Consider the following 21,510-nt stretch of genomic DNA (forward strand, 5'->3'; position numbering starts at 1 on the left):
GCATTTTTAATGACAAGTTTTGTTTCAATATCTATTATCGTTGTTGTAGCTATTTTATTTTTAACGATATTATTTAGTTTTATACCTGTAGGGCTTTGGATTACAGCTTATTTTTCAGGAGTAAGAATAGGATTTTTTACACTTGTAGGTATGAGACTTAGAAGGGTTATACCTTCAAGGATTGTTAATCCATTGATTAAAGCTACAAAAGCTGGATTGGAATTGGGGATTGATAAGTTAGAGGCCCATTATTTAGCAGGTGGAGATGTAAATAGCGTTGTTGATGCTCTAATTGCGGCACAAAGAGCTAATATTCCACTAGAATTTGAAAGAGCAGCGGCAATAGATTTAGCAGGTAGAAATGTTTTGGAAGCTGTACAGGTTAGTGTTAATCCTAAAGTGATTGAGACACCAAAAGTTTCAGCAGTTGCAAAAGATGGTATAGAAGTTATGGTTAAAGCTAGAGTTACAGTTAGAGCAAATATAGAACGATTAGTTGGTGGTGCTGGTGAAGAAACTATTATAGCAAGAGTAGGAGAGGGTATAGTTACTACTGTAGGTAGTGCTAATAGTCATAAAGAAGTACTTGAGAATCCTGATAAAATATCTCAGACTGTACTGGAAAAAGGACTCGATGCAGGTACGGCATTTGAAATATTGTCAATAGATATAGCTGATGTTGATGTTGGTAGAAATATAGGTGCTAAACTTCAAACAGATCAAGCCGAAGCCGATAAGAGGATAGCTCAGGCAAAAGCAGAAGAAAGAAGAGCTATGGCTGTTGCTAGAGAGCAGGAAATGAAAGCTGAAGTGCAGGCTATGAGAGCTAAAGTGGTTGAGGCAGAAGCTGAGGTTCCATTGGCATTGGCTAAGGCCTTGAGAGAAGGGAAACTTGGTGTAATGGATTATTATAATATGAAAAATATTTTAGCAGATACAAACATGAGAGATGCTATATCAAAGATAAGCAGAGTAGATGAAAAAGATAATCCTACAAACAAGTAGTAATTTGAGGATGTGTTAATATGGATAAGTTTTGGGATATATTGAAGACTATTATTGCAATATTGTTACCAATTATATTTAGCAATGCATTTAATAAAGATAAAAGAAAGAAAAATAGAGAATATTCTAGTGGAATTGTATCTGATCGAGGGATAAGACAAGATTATGAACTTATTTTCGAAGAAGATGATGATGAGACAGAGCAAGTTGAATTTGTATATATAGAAAGCTCTGAAACAAATCAAGAGAAAGAGGTTTATATAGAAGAAAATGTAAAAGAAGAAAGAGTTATTGAAGAAAAACTAGAAGATAAAAGAGATGATGTTATTAAACAAAATGAAATAAGTGATGAATCTGTATTTAGGTTAGATTTCAATTCAGATGATATAATCAAAGGTATAATCATGGCTGAAATATTATCAAAACCAAAAAGTTTAAGATAAAAATTGCGGGCAAATAGCCCGCAATTTTTTTCGTTTAGCACCAAGTATCCATCACCTAAATATTTGTAATACATGTTTAATAACTAGCATAACTTTTTTATATAAGGAGGGCTCTTGGTGAAAAGAAAGGTAGATGATATTAAATCGACTATATCAGACATACTAGAACTACCAAAAGATATAGTTCTAGATTTGCCTAAGATTACATTGATAGGCAATTTACAATTATATATAGAGAATCATAAGGGAATTATTGAATACAGTAAACAAAGAATTCGTATTAATACAAATATTGGTATACTAAGGATTGTTGGAAAAGATTTAACAATCAGGACTATTGTTACTGAAGAGATTATAGTAGCGGGGGAAATTGAAATAGTTGAATTTATAAGCTGAGAGGTGTAGTTAATGCTAGTTATAAGAATATGGAATTATTTTCGTGGATATGTTATTATTAAGATTGAAGGACTTACTTTGGAGAGATTTATTAATCTTTCCATAGCTAAGGGAATATATTTGTGGGATATTGTAAGATATGATTATACAACTTTAGAAGCAAAAGTAGGATTGAAGGGTTTTAAGGCTTTGAGGGAAGTAGTGAGAAGAGTTGGTTGTAGAATCTACATTATAGAGAAAAAAGGCTTCCCTTTTTTAGTCCATAAATTAAAGTACAGAAAGATGTTAGTATTTGGATTTGCTATAGCAGTATGTATAATAGTTTTCTTAACTTCTTTTATTTGGGAAATAGAGGTAGTAGGCAATAAGAATATAGACAGCAAATTTATAATTGATTATTTAGCAAAAATGGATATTAAGCCAGGAATCTCAAAGTCAGAAGTAGATATATCTGAATTAAAGAGAAATATACTAAAGGATATTGAAAATATATCATTTGTCAATATGGAGATAATAGGTACAAAACTTTTAGTTGAGGTTAAGGAGAGAGAGATTATACAACCTGCTATAGAAGAAGATGTACCATGCAATATTGTTGCTAAGAAAAAAGCGGTTATTGTAAAAGTTATAGCCAGAAATGGGAAGAATATTGTGGAAAAGGGTGACATTGTAAAAAAAGGTCAAGTTTTAATTTCAGGCATAATTGAAGATGAAAAACTTGAAAATCCTTTATTAGTACATTCTGATGGTACTGTTTTAGGGAAAACATTGTATGTAAAAGAGTTAGAAGAACCTATTATAAAAAAAATTGAGGAAGAAACAGGAAATTATTACTTGGTTAGAGAAATTAAAATAGGTAATTATAGTTTGCTTTTAAATAATAAAGAAATACCTTATAAAAATTATATTGAAGATAAAAAAAGTAAAAAATTAATCAGGATTTTAGGTTATGAATTACCTCTAGAAATTATAGTTCATAAGTATAAAGAAGTCGAGCTTATTAAAGTAAAACAGAATATCGAAGCATTGAAAAAAATGCAATCTGTAAAAGGTGTGCAAATGCTTATGGATGAATTACCTAAAGGTGCAAAAGTTATATCAAAAGACGTTAATTATTCTATTGAAGATAATATTCTTATTACTAGAGTCAGTATTGAAGTAATTGAAGAGATTGGTGAGAAACAGAAAATACATTAGTTAAAAATACAATAATAGTTGGGAGGATAAGATTGGAAAGAGAAATATTTGAAAAAAGAGTTGAAGTAAAAGATAACGATTTTATAATGGAGCTTTATGGTAATCTTGATGAAAATATTAAAATTATAGAAAAAGAGTTTGATGTTGATATTGTATCTAGACAGGGTGAGATAAGAATTATTGGTCAAGAGCCTAATATTTCAATTGCTGAGAAATTGATAGCAAAATTAATAGAAATGATAAAGAGTGAAGGTAGGTTAACTAAACAAAGAATAAGATATGCAATACAGTTAATATATGAAGGAAATGAGGATAAGATTAAGGAACTTTTAGATGAAATTTTATGTATTACAGCAAGTGGTAAGAGTATTAAGCCGAAAACTTTAGGTCAGAAAAGATATATTAATGCTATAAAAGAAAATGATGTGGTATTTTGTATTGGACCTGCTGGTACAGGTAAGACATATTTGGCTATGGCTATGGCAATAACTGCTTTTAAAAATAAAGAAGTAAATAGAATAATACTAACTAGACCTGCTGTTGAAGCAGGAGAAAAATTAGGATTTTTACCTGGAGATTTGCAAGACAAAGTAGACCCATATTTAAGACCTTTATATGATGCACTTTTTGATATATTAGGTGCTGAAACATATATGAAGTATATGGAAAAAGGACTTATTGAAGTAGCACCATTGGCTTATATGAGAGGTAGAACATTAGATTCTTCTTTTATAATACTAGATGAAGCACAAAATACTACTCCAGAACAGATGAAGATGTTTTTGACCAGACTAGGATTTGGGTCAAAGGCGATTATAACTGGAGATATTACACAAATAGATTTACCTAATGGAAAACCTTCTGGTTTAAAACAAGTATCACAGATATTGGAAGGTATTAAAGGTATAGAGTTTATTTATTTAGGAAAACAAGACGTTGTTAGACATCAATTAGTTCAAAGGATTATAGAGGCATATGATAGATTTGAAAATAGAAAGAAACAGAAATAATTAATATGTATGGAGGGAATTCCATGCTGGATGCTAATAAAGAGAGGTTGGACAAACTTTTTGCCAACCCTATATTTAAAATTTTTAAAAACCGGCTTATTAAACAAATATTTATTGCTTTACTATTTACTGTATTGCTCTTATTAATAGTAATAGATAGTATAGCACCAGAAAAAATTAGTGTTAGTGTTGGAGATATTGCTCCAGTAGATATAATAGCTACAAAAGATATAGTAGATGAAATAACTACAAATCAATTGAAAGAGAAAGCTATAGATAGTGTTGAACCGAGACATAAGATAGATCCGACAATTCAAGTAAAAGTAAAAAATGAAATAAAACAGTTTTTTGATCTTGTTTACAGATCGAAAAGTTATGAGGATTTAGATATTAATATGAAAATTTCTTTGCTTAAACAGCAGTCAAGTATTAATTTATCTGAAAGAGACTATTTGACGATTATGAGAGCTGATAATGAAGAGTTAAAAATGCTTGAGAGTAATATATATGATATAGTAGCACAAATTATGGGAACAGGTATAAAAGAAGAAGAGCTAGAGTATGAAAAAGAAAATGTAAAAAAGATTTTTAATAGTTTAGATAGTCTTTCAGATAGTCTAAAGGAGTTAGGAATAAATATTGTAAATAATACTATTAAACCTAATAGGTTTTTAGATATTGAAACTACAAGACAAAAACAACAGGAAGCAGCTAATTCTGTAGAACCTGTTATTATAAAAGAAGGACAGCTTATTATCAGAAAAGGTGAAAAAATTGATGTAAAGACTTTAGAACTAATAAAGAAGACAGGTTTGCTTAAAGAAAATGATGGTCCAGATTATAGTTTAATTGTAGGAGCATTGCTTATAGTTGTATTATTAGAGTTAGTTATAGTAGCTTATTTGTATTTATTTAATAGAGAGATTTTAGAGAGTACAAAATTCTTAGTAATATTGTCAATTATTATACTGACTACAATAATAATTTCTAAGAGCATATATGGTATTTCAGGATATTTAGTACCTATTTCAGCAGCTACTATGCTGATTTCTATACTTGTAAATCCTAAGTTAGCTATATTAATTAACTGTGTATTAACCATAATGATAGGTATAGTTACAGGTAATGATGTAAATATTATCGTAATGTCTCTTATAGGGGGTTCTGTCGGAGCTGTTGGAGTAATAAATTCATACCAAAGGCACAATATATTTTTGACAGGTTTGATAGTTAGTGCGACTAACTTATTGACTATACTTGCATTTGGCTTGATAATAGATACAGAGGTTATTTTGTTATTGAATAAAGTTATGTATGGGGTTCTTAACGGAATATTTAGTGCTATTTTAACTATAGGGTCGCTTCCGTTATGGGAAAGTGTATTTGGAATTGTAACGCCATTGAAATTATTAGAGCTTTGTAATCCAAATCACCCATTATTAAAAAGACTGTTATTAGAAGCACCAGGAACTTATCATCATAGTATAATAGTTGGAAACTTAAGCGAAGCAGCTGCTGAAGCTGTGGGAGCTAGCCCGTTAGTGGCTAGAGCAGGTGCATATTTCCATGATGTAGGTAAACTAAAGCGACCTTACTTCTTTAAAGAAAATCAATTGAATTCTGAAAATCCTCATGACAAAATTAATCCAAGTTTAAGTACTTTAATAATAACTAACCATGTAAAAGATGGAGCCGAAATGGCAAGAAAGTTTAAATTACCTTCAGTAATAATAGACATTATTAAACAACATCATGGAGATACTCTTGTTGCATATTTTTATCATAAAGCTTTAAATAGTGAAAATTCAGATCATGTTCAGGAAGAATGTTTTAGATATGAAGGGCCTAAACCACAAACAAAGGAAGCAGCGATTATTATGTTAGCTGATTCTGTAGAAGCTGCTGTAAGGTCTATGAAGGAGCCAACAAAAGGTAAGATAGAAGGTTTAGTGAGAGAGATAATCAAGAATAAACTAAATGATGGGCAATTAGATGAGTGTGATTTAACTTTGAAGGATTTAGATACTATTGCAAATTCATTTTTAAATATACTTTTGGGAATATTCCATGAAAGAATTGAGTATCCTAAACTTGATTTGAAGGAACTTAAAGGAGGAAAACTTGATGGAGCTACTAATTGATGATAGACAAAACAAAGTGATTATTGAAGAAGATGTTAAAGATGCTGTAAAAAACGTTATTCTTGAATGTCTCAAATTAGAGGGGTTGAGTAATAATTATGAAGTTAGCGTTTCATTTGTTGATAATGAAGAAATAAGAAAATTAAATAGAGAATATAGAGGAAAAGATAGTCCTACAGATGTACTATCTTTTCCGATGAAAGATGAAGAAATAGACCAGGATTATACACCTATTTTGGGAGATATTGTTATTTCAGCTGAAAAAGCTTTGCAGCAATCAATCGAATTTGGTCATTCTTTCAAGAGAGAAGTTGCATATTTAACAGCTCATAGTATGTTCCATCTTATGGGATATGATCACGAAACAGAAGAAGAAAAATTAGTAATGAGACAGAAGGAAAAAGAAGTAATGAAACGCTTAAAGATTTTTAAAACTGAAAACAATTAGTGGTTGGTGTTGATAATGAAAGTTAGAAGGTTGATAGATAGTTTTAATTATGCGGTTTCTGGAATAATTTATACATTAAAGACTCAAAGGAACATGAAAATACATTTTATTGCTGCTTTTTTAGTATTGTTCCTTAGTCTTTTTTTAAACTTTTCTAGGATGGAATTATTACTGTTGATATTTGCTATTTCCCTGGTAATAATTGCCGAGATGATTAATACATCTATTGAAAAAACAATAGATTTGATTACTGATGAGTATCACCCTTTAGCAGAGATCGCAAAAAATGTTGCAGCAGGTGCAGTATTGATTTCAGCAATAAATTCACTAGTTGTAGCATATTTATTATTATTTGATAGAGTTAATCCTTATACGAGTTTAATTATTATAAAGATTAAAAATTCACCCGTGCATTTAACTTTTATAAGTATTTTTCTAGTTCTTATAATTACGATATATGTAAAAACATTAACAAATACGGGTACACCTTTTAAAGGAGGTTTAATTAGTGGACATGCTGCTGTTGCATTTGCTACAGCAACAGCAATAACTTTTATTGGAGGGAATACTTTAGTTGCAACATTGAGTTTTTTTATAGCGTTTTTAGTAGGGCAAAGTAGAATAGAAGGGGGGATTCATTCGACTTTTCAGGTATTTTTTGGTGCTTTATTAGGAGTACTTTTGACAGTATTAGTGTTTCAGTTTATTGGTTAATAATAGTAAGTTAATTGAGAAATAAATATTAGAAAGAGGATGTAAAATGTTAAGAGGGATTAGAAACATATTCATAACAGGATTTCTAGTAATATTACCTATAGCTGGAAGTCTTTACATAATGTATTTGTTTTTTAGTTTTATTGATAATCTTTTTAATCTACCTCTTAAAGGGCTATTAGGTATTGAAGTTCCTGGTGTTGGAGTTATATTAACTTTTACTATTATTTTTGTAATAGGAGTTATAGCAAGAAATTATTTTGGTAAGAGAATATTGCACTTTACAGAGAAAATTATTATAAAAATTCCATTAGTTAAAACTATTTATATTTCAATTAAACAAATTGTAGATACATTGTTTTTAAAGAAAAATGAGGCTTTTAAAAAAGCTGTTTTAGTTGAATATCCTAAAGAAGGAGTATATACTGTAGGATTTATAACATCAGAAGCGCCAAAAGAAATATCTGAAAAGACAAAAACTGAATGTATAAGTTTATTTATACCAACTACACCAAATCCAACTTCAGGTATGTTTATTATAGTTCCTAAAAATAAAGTTATTTATTTAGATATGGATGTAGAGGAAGCTATAAAGCTAATTGTATCTGGTGGGCTAGTAACTCCAGAAACGAGGTAAATATTGAGGAGGAATTAAAATGCACAAGAGAATTGGTTTATTTTTAATAGTAATAGTTGTATTGATAAGTTCGCTATTTGGATGTACTCAAAAAAATGCAACTGATCCAAAACCTACTATAGCTAAAGAAGAAAATAATAATGAAGATAAAAAAATACAAGAAGATACTAAAGAAAATGAAGAAAATATAATAAATGATGAGGATGATAATAATACTAATAAAGCAGATGATTTAATACAATCACCATTGAGTGGCATTTATGCTCTAAAAGAAAAAGTTTTAAGAAGACCTGTAGCGGTAATGTATGATAATCATCCAGGAGCTAGATGGCAGTCAGGTATAAGTCAAGCTGAGATAGTTTATGAGTTTTTGGTAGAAGGTAATTACACTAGATATATGGCTTTGTTTTTAATAAATGAACCAGAGCTTATAGGTCCTGTCAGAAGTGCGAGACCTTATTTTATAACTACATTGTTAGAATACGACCCTGTATATGTAAGGTGTGGGGGAAGTGAAGCTGCAAAAGCAGATGTAAAGAAATTAAAGATAGCAGATATAGATGCTTTGACTAGTTCTAAAAAAGTTTTCTGGAGATATAATAAGACAGGTAAAAGAAAGCCACATGACTTATATACAAGTATGGAAGTTATTAGAAAAACACAAAAAGAACGTAAATATAGACTTAAAGGTAATTTCGAAGCATTTGAATTTAATAAAGAAGATACTGATTTAGATGGCATTCAAGCTAATACTGTTAAAATAGAATATTTCAAAAATAATACTACTAAATATGTTTATGATGAAGAAAATAGAGTATATAAAAGATATAAAGATGGTAAGCTTCATATAGATGAATTAGATAAAAGTATTGTAACAGCTAAGAACATAATTATACAAAGAGCAAAGACTAAAGTAATAGATAGTTATGGTAGACTTGCTATTGAGCTTGTAGGCAAAGGTAAGGGTATTTATATTACTAATGGAAAAGCTATAGATATAGTTTGGGAGAAAAAAACTAGGGGAAGTAAGACTTTATATTTCGACTTATCAGGTAATAGAATAAAATTAAATCCAGGTAATACTTGGATTCAAGTAGTTAAACCTAATACTAAAGTAACTATTGAATAGGAGGTAAACTTATGGACAAAAGACAACTTATAAAAAAAGCGTTAGAAGCAAAAGAAAAATCTTATGCACCATATTCAAATTTTCATGTAGGAGCAGCGTTATTGACGAAAGATGGAAAAATTTATACAGGTTGCAACATAGAATCTGCTTCATATACTCCAACTAATTGTGCAGAAAGAACTGCTATATTTAAAGCTGTATCTGAAGGAGATAGAGAGTTTGTAGCAATAGCAATAGTTGGAGATTCTAAAACGTATACTTATCCTTGTGGTGTATGCAGACAAGTTATAAGGGAATTTGGTAAAAATATAAAAATTATTGTTGCAAAATCTGAAGATGATTATAAAGAATATGATTTAGAAGAGCTATTTCCTCACAGCTTTGGTCCTGAAGATTTAAATGTTGAAACTGGGAGGGAATAATATGGGTTATAAATCAGGTTTTGTATCAGTAATTGGAAGACCTAATGTCGGTAAATCAACTTTATTAAATTGTATTGTAGGAGAAAAAGTAAGTATTATTTCAAATAAACCTCAAACGACTAGAAACAAAATACAATGCGTTTATACAGGAGATGATTATCAAGTAATATTTTTAGATACACCTGGTATTCATAAACCTAAAAATAAATTAGGGGAGTACATGGTAAAGGTAGCTAAAGATACACTTAATGAAGTAGATGTTGTAGTTTTAATGGTCGATAATAGTTTGAAAATTGGACCTGGGGATAAATATATTTTAGAGCAAATAAAGAATGTAAAAACACCAAAAATATTATTAATAAATAAAATTGATAAAATAAAGAGTAGTGATATAGATATTATAGTTGAAAATTATAAGAGTATAGGTATTTTTGAAGAGATAATTCCTATTTCAGCACTAAATGGTGTTGGTATAGGTAAGTTTCTTGAAATTATTAAGGAATATTTACCTGAGGGACCTAAGTACTTCCCAGATGATATGATCACTGATCAACCTGAAAGATTAATTATTGCTGAAATCATCAGAGAAAAAGCACTTCATAATCTAGAACAAGAAGTTCCACATGGGATTGCTGTAGAAATTGATTTAATAAGAAAAAGAGAAGATAAAGATATTGTAGATGTAAATGCTACAATATATTGCGAAAAAGAGTCTCATAAAGGTATAATAATTGGTAAGGGTGGGAAAAAATTAAAAACAATAGGTAAAGAGGCTCGAATTGATATTGAAAGATTGTTAGGTAGTAAGGTTTATCTTGACATATGGGTTAAAGTAAAGAAAGACTGGAGAGAAAAAGAAAATCTTTTGAGGCAGCTTGGTTACAAGTAGTTCTGAAAAGCCACTTTTTAAAGCCACGTTTTGTTTCTATTTTTCCTTCAATACTATAATTTTCAAAGAATAAAATACATTATATTAACCACAATATTACACATAGAGAACATTGGGGAGGGGCATAAAATGTTAAGAAACGAAATGTGGAGGGTTTTTCAGGCTACAGGTAACATAAATGCTTTTATTTATTGTAAAGAATGTGAGGAAATTGATTTAAAGCAAAAGAAAAATAAATGTAACGAGGAAATTAGAACTGTTATATAGAGGTGTATAATGCTATTAAGTGTTGAGGGAATAGTTTTACGTGAAATTAAATACCATGAGTGGGATAAAATACTTACAATATATACAAGGGAAAATGGCAAGATTCAGGCTATAGCTAAAAGTGCGAGAAGGCAAAGAAGTCCTTTAATATCTTGTTCTCAAGTTTTTAGCTATAGCAGGTTTATTTTGTATAAAGGTAAGAATTTTTATCATATAAATAGTGGTGAAATAATAGATACATTTTACTCATTGAGGGAAGATATATATAAATTAGCGTATGCAACATACTTTCTTGAACTTGTAGATTGTGCGACAATTGAAGAATATCCAATTCCCATTTTATTTGATTTACTTATTAAAACATTAAGGGTTTTAGAAAACTCAAAAGATAATTATTCAAAGTTAGCTCGTGCTTTTGAATTAAAATATATAAGTTTTATTGGATATAAACCAAATTTGAAAACTTGTGTTTTGTGCAATAATAAACCTAATGATAATGCTATATTTAGTATAAAAAATGGTGGTATTCTTTGCGAAAAGTGTAAACAAAAAGATTATGAAGGGTATATTATAAGTAAGGACGTTTTAAAAGCTATGGAGTTTCTTATGTATACTGAGCTTGATAAGTTAGATAAAATGGTAATAGATAACGATACTATGATTAAACTAAAAGAAATTATAATAAATTATTTAAAGGAATATATTGATAGAAAGAGTTTCAAATCTCTTGATTTTTTGAATTCTATTGAAGAATAATGGAGGGATGGTTTTATGGAAATAACATTAGAAAAAATTGATTTACTTAGAGAGAGGACAGGAGTTAGTTATAAAGAGGCTAAAGAGATATTAGAAAAATGCAATGGAGATGTTGTAGAAGCTCTAATATATATAGAAGAAAATCGAAAATCATGGCCGCAAAACATTGGTAATATAGGTGATGAAATATTAGAAAAGATAAGAGAATCAATAAGGAAAGGTAATGTAACTAAGATACTACTCAAAAAAGATGGAGAAACAATAATGAATATTCCTGTTACAGCAGGAGCTATTGGCGCTTTATTAGCTCCGCCTGCAACTATTTTTGGATTAACAGCTGCATTTTTATCAAAGTGTACTATAGAGATAGTAAAGGAAAATGGAGAAGTAGTGAAGATAAATGATTTAGCAGAGAAAACTCTTGAGAATGTAAAAAAAGTTGCAAGAAGAGATCAAAAAGAAGAATCTGGTGCTGAAGATAATACACAAGAATAATATTGACAAACAAATAATAATTTGCTAAATTATGTTTAACAAAAGCATAAAAATGCTATGATGAAGAGGAGTAGTCAATAGGCATTATTTAAGCGAGCTGGGGACGGTGGGAGCCCAGTATAATCCGTTGATGAAGGGCGCTTCTGAGCATTTTTTTAAAGAGGATGCCAAATGGCATCAAATAGGGTGGAACCGCGGAAGGAACCTTTCGTCCCTATGTCTTATGGGGATGAAAGGTTTTTTTAGGTAATTGGACATTGTGGTATTTGTAAACTAGTGGAAGGTTTGAATAATTAAAATACAGGGAGGAATGATAATGAAGTTTCAAGATTTGATAATGACTCTGCTAAAATATTGGGGAGATAAAGGATGCATAATTGTTCAGCCGTACGATATTGAAAAAGGCGCAGGAACAATGAATCCACAAACATTTTTAAGGGCATTAGGACCAGAACCTTGGAAGGTAGCATATGTTGAGCCTTCAAGAAGACCGGCAGACGCTAGATATGGTGAAAATCCTAATAGAGTATATCAACACCATCAACTTCAAGTTATATTAAAACCATCTCCAGATAATGTTCAAGAACTGTATTTAGAAAGTCTTAAAGCTATAGGTATTGATCCATTAAAGCACGATATTAGGTTTGTTGAAGATAATTGGGAAGCTCCAACTTTAGGTGCTTGGGGTTTAGGATGGGAAGTTTGGCTAGATGGTATGGAAATTACACAGTTTACATATTTCCAACAAATAGGCAGTATAAATTGTGAATTAGAATCTGCTGAAATAACTTATGGACTAGAAAGAATTGCAATGTATTTACAAGATGTTGACAATATTTTTGATATTGAATGGGTAGATGGAGTAAAGTATGGTGAAATTTTTAAGCAAGCTGAATATGAGCATTCTGTATATAGTTTCGAAGAAGCTGATATAAATGTGCTTTTAAATTTATTTAATACATACGAAGAACAGGCTAAAAAATTAATAGAAAAAGGACTTGTTTTACCAGCTTATGATTTTGTCTTAAAATGTTCACATACTTTTAACGTATTAGATGCTAGAGGTGCTATTAGCGTGGCAGAGAGAACTAATTATATTGGAAGAGTTAGGAATTTAGCTAAACTTGTAGCAGCAAAATATATTGAAAAAAGAAAAGAGCTTGGATTTCCGCTATTAAAAGGAGGTGCTAGAAATGACATATAAATATCTACTGGAGATAGGTGTAGAAGAAATACCTGCAAGATTTATGGAGCAAACGATTAGTCAATTAAGAGAGAGGTTTGAAAATTTGTTTAAAGATGAAAGAGTAGATTTCGAAGATATTAAAGTTTATGGTACGCCGAGAAGATTGGTTGCTATTATATATGGACTTAATGAAAAGCAAGAAGATTTACATGAATTAGTGAAAGGACCTGCTAAGAGAATTGCATATGACAAAGACGGTAATCCGACGAAAGCACTAATTGGTTTTTCTAAGGGACAGGGAGTTAGTCCAGAAGATGTTATTATAAAAGAATATAATGGAGAAGATTATGTATATGTAAATAAAATTGTAGAAGGAAAAAATATTAGAGAAGTACTTAAGGATAAAGTACCTACTCTTATAAAGTCTATAAATTTCCCTAAGTCTATGAGATGGGGAGGAAAAAGCTTTAGATTTGCTAGACCTATAAGATGGATAGTATCAATATTAGAAAATGAGATTATAGAATTTGATTTAGATGGTATTCTAGTGTCAAATAGAACAAAAGGGCATAGATTCTTAGGTAAAAAGGACATAGAGATTAGCAATGTAGATGAATATATTGATAAGTTAAGAGAAAATTATGTTATTGTTGACCAAGAGGAAAGAAAAAATTTAATAAAACATGGCTGTGATAGATTAGTTAAAAGTAAAGGTGGAAATATATTGGAAGATTCAGAACTTTTAGAGGAGCTAACATATATAGTTGAGTATCCAACACCTTTATTAGGTAGGATTAAAGAAGAATATTTAAAACTACCTATGGAAGTTATTACTACTCCGATGAAAGAACATCAAAGGTATTATCCTGTTGTAGATGATAAGGGTAGATTGATGTCATACTTTGTTGCAGTTAGAAATGGTAATGAAGAATATCTAGATATTGTTACAAAAGGTAACGAAAAAGTATTAGAAGCGAGACTTGAAGACGCTAAATTCTTCTATAACGAAGATATAAAAAGACCTCTAGAGGATTATGTAGAAGAACTTAAAAATATTGTTTTTCAAGATAAATTAGGAACTATGTATGAGAAAACTACTAGACTTGTAGAATTAGTGGAAAGAATAAGTGAATATTTAGAAGTAGGAGAAGAAACTAAAAAAGATGTAAAGAGAGCTGCTTATCTTTCAAAAGCTGACTTGGTAACTAAAATGGTTTATGAGTTTACTGAATTACAGGGAATTATGGGTAGAGAATATGGTAAAATATCTGGCGAAAATGAAATAGTTAGTTTGGCTATTTATGAGCATTATTTGCCTAGGTTTGCAAATGATGAATTGCCTACAACTACTGCTGGTGCTATATTAAGTATAGCTGATAAAATCGATACAATAGCAGGTTGTTTTGCAATTGGCATACAACCAACGGGTTCTCAAGACCCATACGGATTGAGAAGACAATCACTTGGTATAATTAATATAATATTGGATAAAAATTTACACATTTCGTTAGGGGAATTTATTGATTATGCATTATCTATATATAAAGATTCAAAAGGATTGGAGTTTGATAAAGAAAAAGTAAAAGAAGAAATATTAGATTTCTTTAAAATAAGAATAAAAAATCTATTTATAGAAATGGGTATAAGATATGATGTAGTAGATGCAGTTATATCTACTGGTTTAGATAATATAACTGAGCTCTATATTAGGGCAGAAGAACTTAATAAATGGATAAACAAAGAAGAATTAGGTGAGATTATAGCTGCTTTTAATAGAGTTACTAAATTGGCTAAAAAGGCAAGTTCTGATATTGTTAATGAGGAGTTGTTGACTGAAGATAAGGAACGTGATTTATATAGAGTTTATATTAGTATAAAAGATAAAGTTGATGAGTATCTAAGAGAAAGAGAGTATGACAGAGCTTTAGATACCCTTATCGACTTGAAAGAGCCAATAGATAATTTCTTTGATAATGTTATGGTTATGGTTGAGGATGAAGATATGAAAAATAATAGGTTAGGTTTAATTAAGAAAATATCAGATATGATGCTTTCGATCTGTGACTTATCAAAAATTGTTATAAAATAACTATAATAAAGTCCACCAATTGGTGGGCTTTATCTTAAGAATACAATTTGATAAAATATAGTAAATATTTCTGTTTGAAAAGAGGTGAGTGTTATTCAGTATACTGAAAGGCAAAATCAGATAATTGATATAGTTAAGAAAAATCAGCCTATAACAAGTGAAGCGATTGCAAAAAAATTAAATTTAACTAGAGCTACTCTTAGACCAGATTTAGCTATACTTACAATGTCAGGTATTTTAGAAGCTAGACCTAAAGTGGGTTATTTCTATTCTGGTAAATCCAATTTAGATTTTTATAAAGATTATATAAAAGAAATTAAAGTAGACGATATTAAGTCTTTGCCTGTTGTTGTTGATGAATCAACTACAGTTTATGATGCTATAGTAACTCTTTTTTTAGAAGATGTAGGAACGGTTTATGTAGTTTCAAAAGGATTGCTTGCAGGAGTAGTTTCAAGAAAGGATTTTCTTAAGAGTGCTATAGGTGGAGTAGATATAAATAAAATACCTGTTGGAGTAATAATGACCAGGATGCCTAATATAATTGTTGCAAAACCAGAAGAAAGCATTATTGAAGCTGCTGAGAAAATTATAGAGCATCAAGTTGATAGCCTTCCTGTAGTAGAAGATGCTGAGATTGATGGAGTTAAAGGATATAAAGTTGTAGGTAGAATTTCAAAAACAAATATTACAAAAATATTTGTTGATTTAGTAAAAAATCGTTAAGGGGGTAGTTGAATGGGGAAAGAAATGGTTGTATATGTTTTATCAGACTCGATAGGTGAAACTGGTGAACAAGTTGCTAGAGCAGCTATAAGTCAATTTAATTCAGGGAAATATAATATTAAAAGATTTCCATATATTACAGAAGAGGAGCAAATAATCGAAATTTTTGATGAAGCTAAAGATAAAAATTGTATAATTATTTTTACAATAGTTATTGAAAAATTAAGGAATTTTATACTTGAAAATGCAAAAAAATATAATATACAAGCAATTGATTTAATGACACCAGTAATAAATGCAGTTAAAAATGTTGTTGGACACGAGCCGAAAAGAGAACCAGGGCTTATTAGAAAACTGGACGAAAAGTATTTTAGAAAAGTAGAAGCTATTGAATTTGCAGTAAAATATGATGATGGAAAAGATACAAGAGGTATTAAGTTAGCAGATATTGTTCTTATAGGTATATCAAGAACTTCTAAAACTCCTCTTAGTATGTATTTAGCTCATAAGAATATAAAAGTAGCTAATATACCTTTAGTACCAGAAGTATCTCCACCAAAAGAATTATTCGAAATTGACCCTAAAAAAATAATAGGACTTACTGCAAATCCTATAAAATTAAATGAAATAAGAAAAGAAAGATTAAAGGCATTAGGTTTAAGTAATACTGCTAGTTATGCTAGTATGGATAGAATACTTAAAGAACTTGAATATTCAGAGAAGATAATGAAAAAATTAGGCTGTGTTGTAATCGATGTGTCAAACAAAGCTGTTGAAGAAAGTGCTAACATAATTATGGAGATTATTAAGGAAAACAACTTATTAAAAGTTTAAAAAGAGTGCTATTTTTAAGCACTCTTTTTATAATCTATAGGAAATTATATTCCATATTAAATTGTGGATAATTTCAAATATAATTTCCGTTTATGGCTTTCAACAAAATCCACCTTGATTTATTCAAATCGAAGATTTTGTTCAAATAATTAAAAAGCTAGTTTTTAAAAAATAAATAGAAGGATTATACTTTTATATGTTGTATATATTAAATAATAGCTTTATAAATCTTTGGAAAAATAATAAAAGGTGATGCCTGATGAATATAAGATTGAGAATAGAGGAGTTAGAAAGAAACATCCTATCTAAATATGCAGCTTTGAGTTCTGAAGCTAAAAGAAGATTTGAAGAAAAAAAGTGTAGTATTAGAACAGAGTTTCAGAGAGATAGAGATAGAATAGTTCATTCGAAAGCGTTTCGTAGACTTAAACATAAGACTCAAGTTTTTATTGCACCAGAAGGAGATCATTATAGAACGAGGCTTACTCATACGTTGGAAGTAGCACAAATTTCAAGAACTTTGGCTAGGGCTTTAAGATTAAATGAGGATTTAGCAGAGGCTATTGCTTTAGGGCATGATTTAGGGCATACACCTTTTGGGCATAAGGGAGAACAGGTTTTAAATGAAATTTTTTCAAAAGGATTTAGGCACAATGAACAAAGTTTGAAGGTAGTTGACTATTTAGAGTTTCATAATGGGAAGCCAGGTTTAAATTTAACACATGAAGTAAGAGATGGAATTTTAAATCATACGGGCGACAAAGATCCTGTTACATTAGAAGGGAAAATAGTAAAAATAGCTGATAGAATAGCTTATATAAATCATGATATTGACGATTCATTAAGAGCTAAAATAATATCTGAAAAGGACTTACCGAAAGACTGTATAGAAGTGTTAGGTTTTACACATGGAGAAAGAATAAATACAATGATTGTGGATATCATAAAAAATAGTTATGAAAAAAACGATATAAAAATGAGTGAGGAAATTAGTTACTATACCAATAAACTTAGAGATTTTATGTTTCAAAATGTTTATTTGAATAAAAAAGCAAAATCAGAAGAAGATAAAGCGAAATTCATAATAGAACAGCTTTATGAATATTATAATAAAAATTTCGAAAAAATACCTGTTGAACATAGAAAACATTATGAAACTATTCAGAGAACTAAAGAAGAAATAGTATGTGATTATATTGCTGGGATGACTGACAGATATGCAATTAGAGTTTTTAAAGATATTTTTGTTCCTCGTCCATGGCAAAAATAATATAGTATAAAATGAAAAAAATTAAATAAAAATCAAATTAATCCATAAAATACTAAACAAAAATTTATAAAATTTTTTTTTAATAAGAAGGAATATATCGATATATGTCGAATAATTTAAACCTGCCATAAAAAATGTTTATGTTTTTCTAATATATTTCCATTTTAAGCAGGGTTTTTTGTTTGAAGGGAAGGAAAAAAGTCTATTTTTGACGAATAGTATTTAAAAAGGTGATATTTATGTCAAACCCATTAAATGAAGATTTAATCCAGGAAATAAGAGAAAAAAATGAAATAGTAGGAGTTATTTCACAATACATTAGTTTAAAAAGAACTGGTGCTAATTACAAAGCACTATGTCCTTTTCATAATGAGAAAACTCCTTCTTTTGTCGTATCACCTTCAAAGCAGATTTTTCATTGCTTTGGGTGCGGAGTAGGTGGCGATGTAATCACTTTTATAATGAAATATGAAAACCTAGACTTTAAAGAAGCCATCAAGCTATTAGCTGATAGAGCAGGTATCGAAATTGATGAAAGTAATATGAAAAAGAATGTTGAACTGGAAAGAAGAAAAAATAGACTTTATCAAATAAATCGAGAAGCAGCTAGATATTTTTACTATAATTTAAAGAAAAGTAGCAGGGGTTATAATTATTTTAGAAAAAGAGGTGTTTCAGATAATACTATAAAAGTTTTTGGCCTTGGATATGCTAATTCAGCATGGGATGATTTACTAAAATACCTAGTATCAAAGGGTTACAATGAAGAAGAATTACTAGAAGCAGGTTTAATTATTGAGAGGCAAAGCAAAAATGGTTTTTATGATAGATTTAGAGATAGAGTTATGTTTCCTATAGTAAACACAAGAGGTAAAGTTATAGGTTTTGGAGGTAGAGTATTAGACAATTCTGTACCTAAGTATTTGAATTCTCCAGATACTCTTGTGTTTTCTAAAGGTAACAACTTATTTGGTTTAAATTTGATATATAAAAACTCAAAAATAGATAAAATTTTATTAGTTGAAGGTTATATGGATGTTATTTCTTTATATAATAAAGGTATTGTCTATAGTGTAGCTTCTCTTGGTACAGCTTTTACAGAAAATCAATGTAGAATGCTAAAGAGATGGAACGATAGTATTTATATTTGTTATGATTCAGATGATGCAGGATTAAAAGCATCTAATAAAGCACTAGATTTGCTTAAGAAAATGGGGTTTAAACCTAGAGTTATAGTTTTACCTGATGGATTAGATCCAGATGAATATATTAATAGATTTGGAAAGGAGTCATTTGAAAAATTATTTGATACTGCATTAGATTATATTGATTTTAAAATATTATATTATAGAAAGAAGTTTGATATAAATACTGTTCAAGGTAAAGTAGATTTTATAAAAAATATATCGCAGAGCATAAAAAATATATCAAGTCCTGTCGAAAGAGATGTATATATTAATAGAGTTTCTGATGAAACTAATATTTCTGTTGATGCTATAAAAAAAGAAATTTTTGGAATAAAAGACATTAAAACCAGATTAGAGGACAAGTATATAAATGCGAATTATAGAGATAATAATAAAAGTAAGATTGTTCCAGTAGAGAATGTTTTGGAACCTGGTCATTTAACTGCAGAAAAAAGCCTTTTAAATTTATTAATTAATGACGAATATATATACGAAAAAATTAAAGAAATTTTTTCGCCAGAAGATTTTCTTGACCCAATAAATAGAAGAATTGCAGAAATAGTTTATGATAACTATAAAGAAGGTAGGAAGATTACAAAGCAAGAGCTTATTGATAACTTTTCAAATTCCGAATCAGATAAAGTAAATGAAGTTCTGGCGATTGAAATAAATTTTGATGATAGTGAAAGAGATAAAGCTGTAGATGATTATTTAAAAAAAATAAATTATTACAAGTTGAAGATAAAAAGAAAGCAGATAAAAGAAAAGATAAAACTTATAGAGTCTAAGAAAGTTATAAGTGAAGGAGAGGAAGAAAAATTAAAAATGTTATGTTTAGAGCTAATGGAATTAGACAAAGCTTTAAAACTACACTGTTTGTTTTAGCTGAAGGGAGGGAACTAAATGAGTAAAGATAAAGAAAAAGATATGAAAATAAATACTATGAAGAAGCTGATTGAAAAAGGTAAAAAGCAAGGTATGTTAACATATAAAGAGATTATGGATACATTAGAGGAGATAGATATTGATTCAGATCAAATAGATGAGATATATCAAGGTTTAGAGGAAATGGGAATAGATATAGTTGGAGATAAAGAAGACGAAATATTACTAGAAAAAGAAGAAATACAAGAAATTACAGAAGATGATTTATCTTTGCCTAAAGGGATTAGTGTAGATGATCCTGTTAGAATGTATTTAAAAGAGATAGGAAAAGTACCACTACTTACAGCAGAAGAGGAAATTGAATTGGCAAAAAGAATGGAACAAGGTGATGAATCGGCAAAGAAGAGATTAATTGAGGCAAATTTAAGATTAGTGGTAAGCATAGCAAAAAGGTATGTTGGTAGAGGAATGCTCTTTTTAGATTTAATACAAGAAGGCAACTTGGGACTTATAAAAGCTGTTGAAAAGTTTGATTATAGAAAAGGTTATAAGTTTAGTACTTATGCTACATGGTGGATAAGACAGGCAATTACTAGAGCTATAGCAGATCAGGCTAGAACTATTAGGATACCTGTTCATATGGTTGAAACAATAAATAAATTAATTAGAGTTTCTAGACAATTACTACAAACTCTAGGAAGAGAACCTACTCCTGAAGAGATTGCAAAAGAGATGAATCTAGAAGAAGAAAAAGTTAGAGAAATATTGAAAATAGCTCAAGAACCTGTTTCATTAGAAACACCAATTGGGGAAGAAGAAGACAGTCATCTTGGCGATTTTATTCCTGATGATGACGCACAAGCACCTTCTGAAGCAGCTACATTTACTTTACTCAAAGAGCAGTTGGTAGAAGTATTAGATACATTAACGCCTAGAGAACAGAAGGTTTTAATTCTTAGGTTTGGGCTTGAAGATGGTAGAGCACGTACATTAGAAGAAGTTGGTAAAGAGTTTGATGTAACTAGAGAAAGAATTAGACAAATTGAAGCGAAAGCTTTAAGAAAGTTAAGACACCCAAGCAGAAGTAAAAAGTTAAAAGACTTTTTAGAGTAAAATTAAAGATTCGCCTTTGGCGAATCTTTAATTTTGGTCTCTTAGATAATAGTGTTTTTTAGAATTATTGGTTTCAATATCATCGTTTTTTTCATTAATATAGTCTTTTAGTTCTTCAGCTTCTTTTTGCCAATTAAGTGTTGTACCACCCCAAGTAAAAGTTGGAATGTCATAAAAATTTTTAATTTTATTTGGTTTACGATTCATAGCAAACACCTCAACAATAGTTTTCCCAATAGTAACAGTTTTTAATATATTTTTTTAGTAAATT

General features: G+C 29.6%; 23 protein-coding genes and 1 other annotated feature. Of the genes, 22 read left to right on the plus strand and 1 reads right to left on the minus strand.

What is annotated here, in order from left to right:
- The first annotated feature begins 9 nt into the window (after positions 1 to 9).
- The 22 genes from floA (at position 10) to rpoD (ending at position 21,239) form a co-directional block, all read left to right on the plus strand.
- Complete coding sequence (floA, locus tag AB4Y15_RS07860; protein WP_427339546.1) at positions 10 to 1,005, plus strand: flotillin-like protein FloA; 996 nt, start codon at positions 10 to 12, stop codon at positions 1,003 to 1,005.
- A gap of 20 nt (positions 1,006 to 1,025) precedes the next feature.
- Positions 1,026 to 1,448 carry a hypothetical protein gene (locus AB4Y15_RS07865; RefSeq protein ID WP_427339547.1) on the plus strand — a complete coding sequence of 141 codons (423 nt, stop codon included), beginning with the start codon at positions 1,026 to 1,028 and terminating at the stop codon, positions 1,446 to 1,448.
- Between the two features lie 117 nt (positions 1,449 to 1,565).
- Positions 1,566 to 1,844, plus strand: coding sequence for a sporulation protein YqfC (gene yqfC / locus AB4Y15_RS07870; protein WP_427339548.1), 279 nt, complete (start codon positions 1,566 to 1,568; stop codon positions 1,842 to 1,844).
- A 12-nt stretch (positions 1,845 to 1,856) separates the two neighbouring features.
- Positions 1,857 to 3,041, plus strand: a complete 1,185-nt coding sequence (gene yqfD, locus AB4Y15_RS07875) for a sporulation protein YqfD (RefSeq protein WP_427339549.1) — start codon at positions 1,857 to 1,859, stop codon at positions 3,039 to 3,041.
- An 86-nt stretch (positions 3,042 to 3,127) separates the two neighbouring features.
- Complete coding sequence (locus tag AB4Y15_RS07880) at positions 3,128 to 4,051, plus strand: PhoH family protein (protein WP_427339608.1); 924 nt, start codon at positions 3,128 to 3,130, stop codon at positions 4,049 to 4,051.
- A gap of 23 nt (positions 4,052 to 4,074) precedes the next feature.
- Positions 4,075 to 6,192 carry an HD family phosphohydrolase gene (locus AB4Y15_RS07885; RefSeq protein WP_427339550.1) on the plus strand — a complete coding sequence of 706 codons (2,118 nt, stop codon included), beginning with the start codon at positions 4,075 to 4,077 and terminating at the stop codon, positions 6,190 to 6,192.
- Positions 6,176 to 6,640, plus strand: a complete 465-nt coding sequence (gene ybeY, locus AB4Y15_RS07890; RefSeq protein WP_427339552.1) for an rRNA maturation RNase YbeY — start codon at positions 6,176 to 6,178, stop codon at positions 6,638 to 6,640. The genes AB4Y15_RS07885 and ybeY overlap by 17 nt, the downstream gene beginning before the upstream one ends.
- Positions 6,641 to 6,655: 15 nt before the next feature.
- The gene (locus AB4Y15_RS07895) at positions 6,656 to 7,354 is read left to right on the plus strand and encodes a diacylglycerol kinase (protein ID WP_427339553.1); all 699 of its coding nucleotides are present in this window, start codon (positions 6,656 to 6,658) and stop codon (positions 7,352 to 7,354) included.
- Between the two features lie 46 nt (positions 7,355 to 7,400).
- Positions 7,401 to 7,991: a DUF502 domain-containing protein gene (locus AB4Y15_RS07900; protein WP_427339554.1), complete on the plus strand. Its 591-nt coding sequence runs from the start codon at positions 7,401 to 7,403 to the stop codon at positions 7,989 to 7,991.
- A 19-nt stretch (positions 7,992 to 8,010) separates the two neighbouring features.
- Complete coding sequence (locus tag AB4Y15_RS07905) at positions 8,011 to 9,120, plus strand: DUF3048 domain-containing protein (protein ID WP_427339555.1); 1,110 nt, start codon at positions 8,011 to 8,013, stop codon at positions 9,118 to 9,120.
- 11 nt (positions 9,121 to 9,131) lie between these two features.
- Entirely contained in the window at positions 9,132 to 9,542 is a 411-nt protein-coding gene (locus tag AB4Y15_RS07910) for a cytidine deaminase (protein WP_427339556.1), read from the plus strand.
- 1 nt (position 9,543) lies between these two features.
- Complete coding sequence (gene era, locus AB4Y15_RS07915; RefSeq protein WP_427339557.1) at positions 9,544 to 10,431, plus strand: GTPase Era; 888 nt, start codon at positions 9,544 to 9,546, stop codon at positions 10,429 to 10,431.
- 129 nt (positions 10,432 to 10,560) lie between these two features.
- The gene (locus AB4Y15_RS07920; protein ID WP_427339558.1) at positions 10,561 to 10,698 is read left to right on the plus strand and encodes a YqzL family protein; all 138 of its coding nucleotides are present in this window, start codon (positions 10,561 to 10,563) and stop codon (positions 10,696 to 10,698) included.
- Positions 10,699 to 10,707: 9 nt separating this feature from the next.
- On the plus strand, positions 10,708 to 11,454 hold the full coding sequence (gene recO, locus AB4Y15_RS07925) for a DNA repair protein RecO (RefSeq protein WP_427339559.1): 747 nt from the start codon (positions 10,708 to 10,710) through the stop codon (positions 11,452 to 11,454).
- A gap of 15 nt (positions 11,455 to 11,469) precedes the next feature.
- Positions 11,470 to 11,949, plus strand: a complete 480-nt coding sequence (locus tag AB4Y15_RS07930) for a DUF4342 domain-containing protein (RefSeq protein WP_427339560.1) — start codon at positions 11,470 to 11,472, stop codon at positions 11,947 to 11,949.
- A gap of 48 nt (positions 11,950 to 11,997) precedes the next feature.
- Positions 11,998 to 12,168: a binding site (T-box leader), on the plus strand.
- Positions 12,169 to 12,265: 97 nt separating this feature from the next.
- Positions 12,266 to 13,153 (plus strand): glycine--tRNA ligase subunit alpha, encoded by an 888-nt coding sequence (gene glyQ, locus AB4Y15_RS07935; RefSeq protein WP_427339561.1) that lies wholly within the window; start codon positions 12,266 to 12,268, stop codon positions 13,151 to 13,153.
- The gene (gene glyS, locus AB4Y15_RS07940) at positions 13,143 to 15,224 is read left to right on the plus strand and encodes a glycine--tRNA ligase subunit beta (RefSeq protein ID WP_427339562.1); all 2,082 of its coding nucleotides are present in this window, start codon (positions 13,143 to 13,145) and stop codon (positions 15,222 to 15,224) included. Before glyQ ends, glyS begins: the two co-directional genes overlap by 11 nt.
- Positions 15,225 to 15,308: 84 nt before the next feature.
- Entirely contained in the window at positions 15,309 to 15,950 is a 642-nt protein-coding gene (ccpN, locus tag AB4Y15_RS07945) for a transcriptional regulator CcpN (RefSeq protein ID WP_427339563.1), read from the plus strand.
- Positions 15,951 to 15,962: 12 nt separating this feature from the next.
- The gene (locus tag AB4Y15_RS07950) at positions 15,963 to 16,784 is read left to right on the plus strand and encodes a pyruvate, water dikinase regulatory protein (RefSeq protein WP_427339565.1); all 822 of its coding nucleotides are present in this window, start codon (positions 15,963 to 15,965) and stop codon (positions 16,782 to 16,784) included.
- Positions 16,785 to 17,043: 259 nt separating this feature from the next.
- Complete coding sequence (locus AB4Y15_RS07955) at positions 17,044 to 18,054, plus strand: deoxyguanosinetriphosphate triphosphohydrolase (RefSeq protein ID WP_427339566.1); 1,011 nt, start codon at positions 17,044 to 17,046, stop codon at positions 18,052 to 18,054.
- Positions 18,055 to 18,293: 239 nt separating this feature from the next.
- Positions 18,294 to 20,126: a DNA primase gene (gene dnaG, locus AB4Y15_RS07960; protein WP_427339567.1), complete on the plus strand. Its 1,833-nt coding sequence runs from the start codon at positions 18,294 to 18,296 to the stop codon at positions 20,124 to 20,126.
- Positions 20,127 to 20,144: 18 nt separating this feature from the next.
- A complete protein-coding gene (gene rpoD / locus AB4Y15_RS07965; RefSeq protein WP_427339568.1) occupies positions 20,145 to 21,239 on the plus strand; it encodes an RNA polymerase sigma factor RpoD in 1,095 nt (364 codons plus the stop codon).
- 27 nt (positions 21,240 to 21,266) lie between these two features.
- Here rpoD and AB4Y15_RS07970 read toward each other — a convergent pair whose 3' ends face one another.
- Complete coding sequence (locus AB4Y15_RS07970) at positions 21,267 to 21,446, minus strand: hypothetical protein (protein ID WP_427339569.1); 180 nt, start codon at positions 21,444 to 21,446, stop codon at positions 21,267 to 21,269.
- Positions 21,447 to 21,510: the final 64 nt, after the last annotated feature.

It is taken from the genome of Caloranaerobacter longqiensis (genome assembly GCF_050286925.1).
GTDB lineage: Bacteria > Bacillota > Clostridia > Tissierellales > Thermohalobacteraceae > Caloranaerobacter.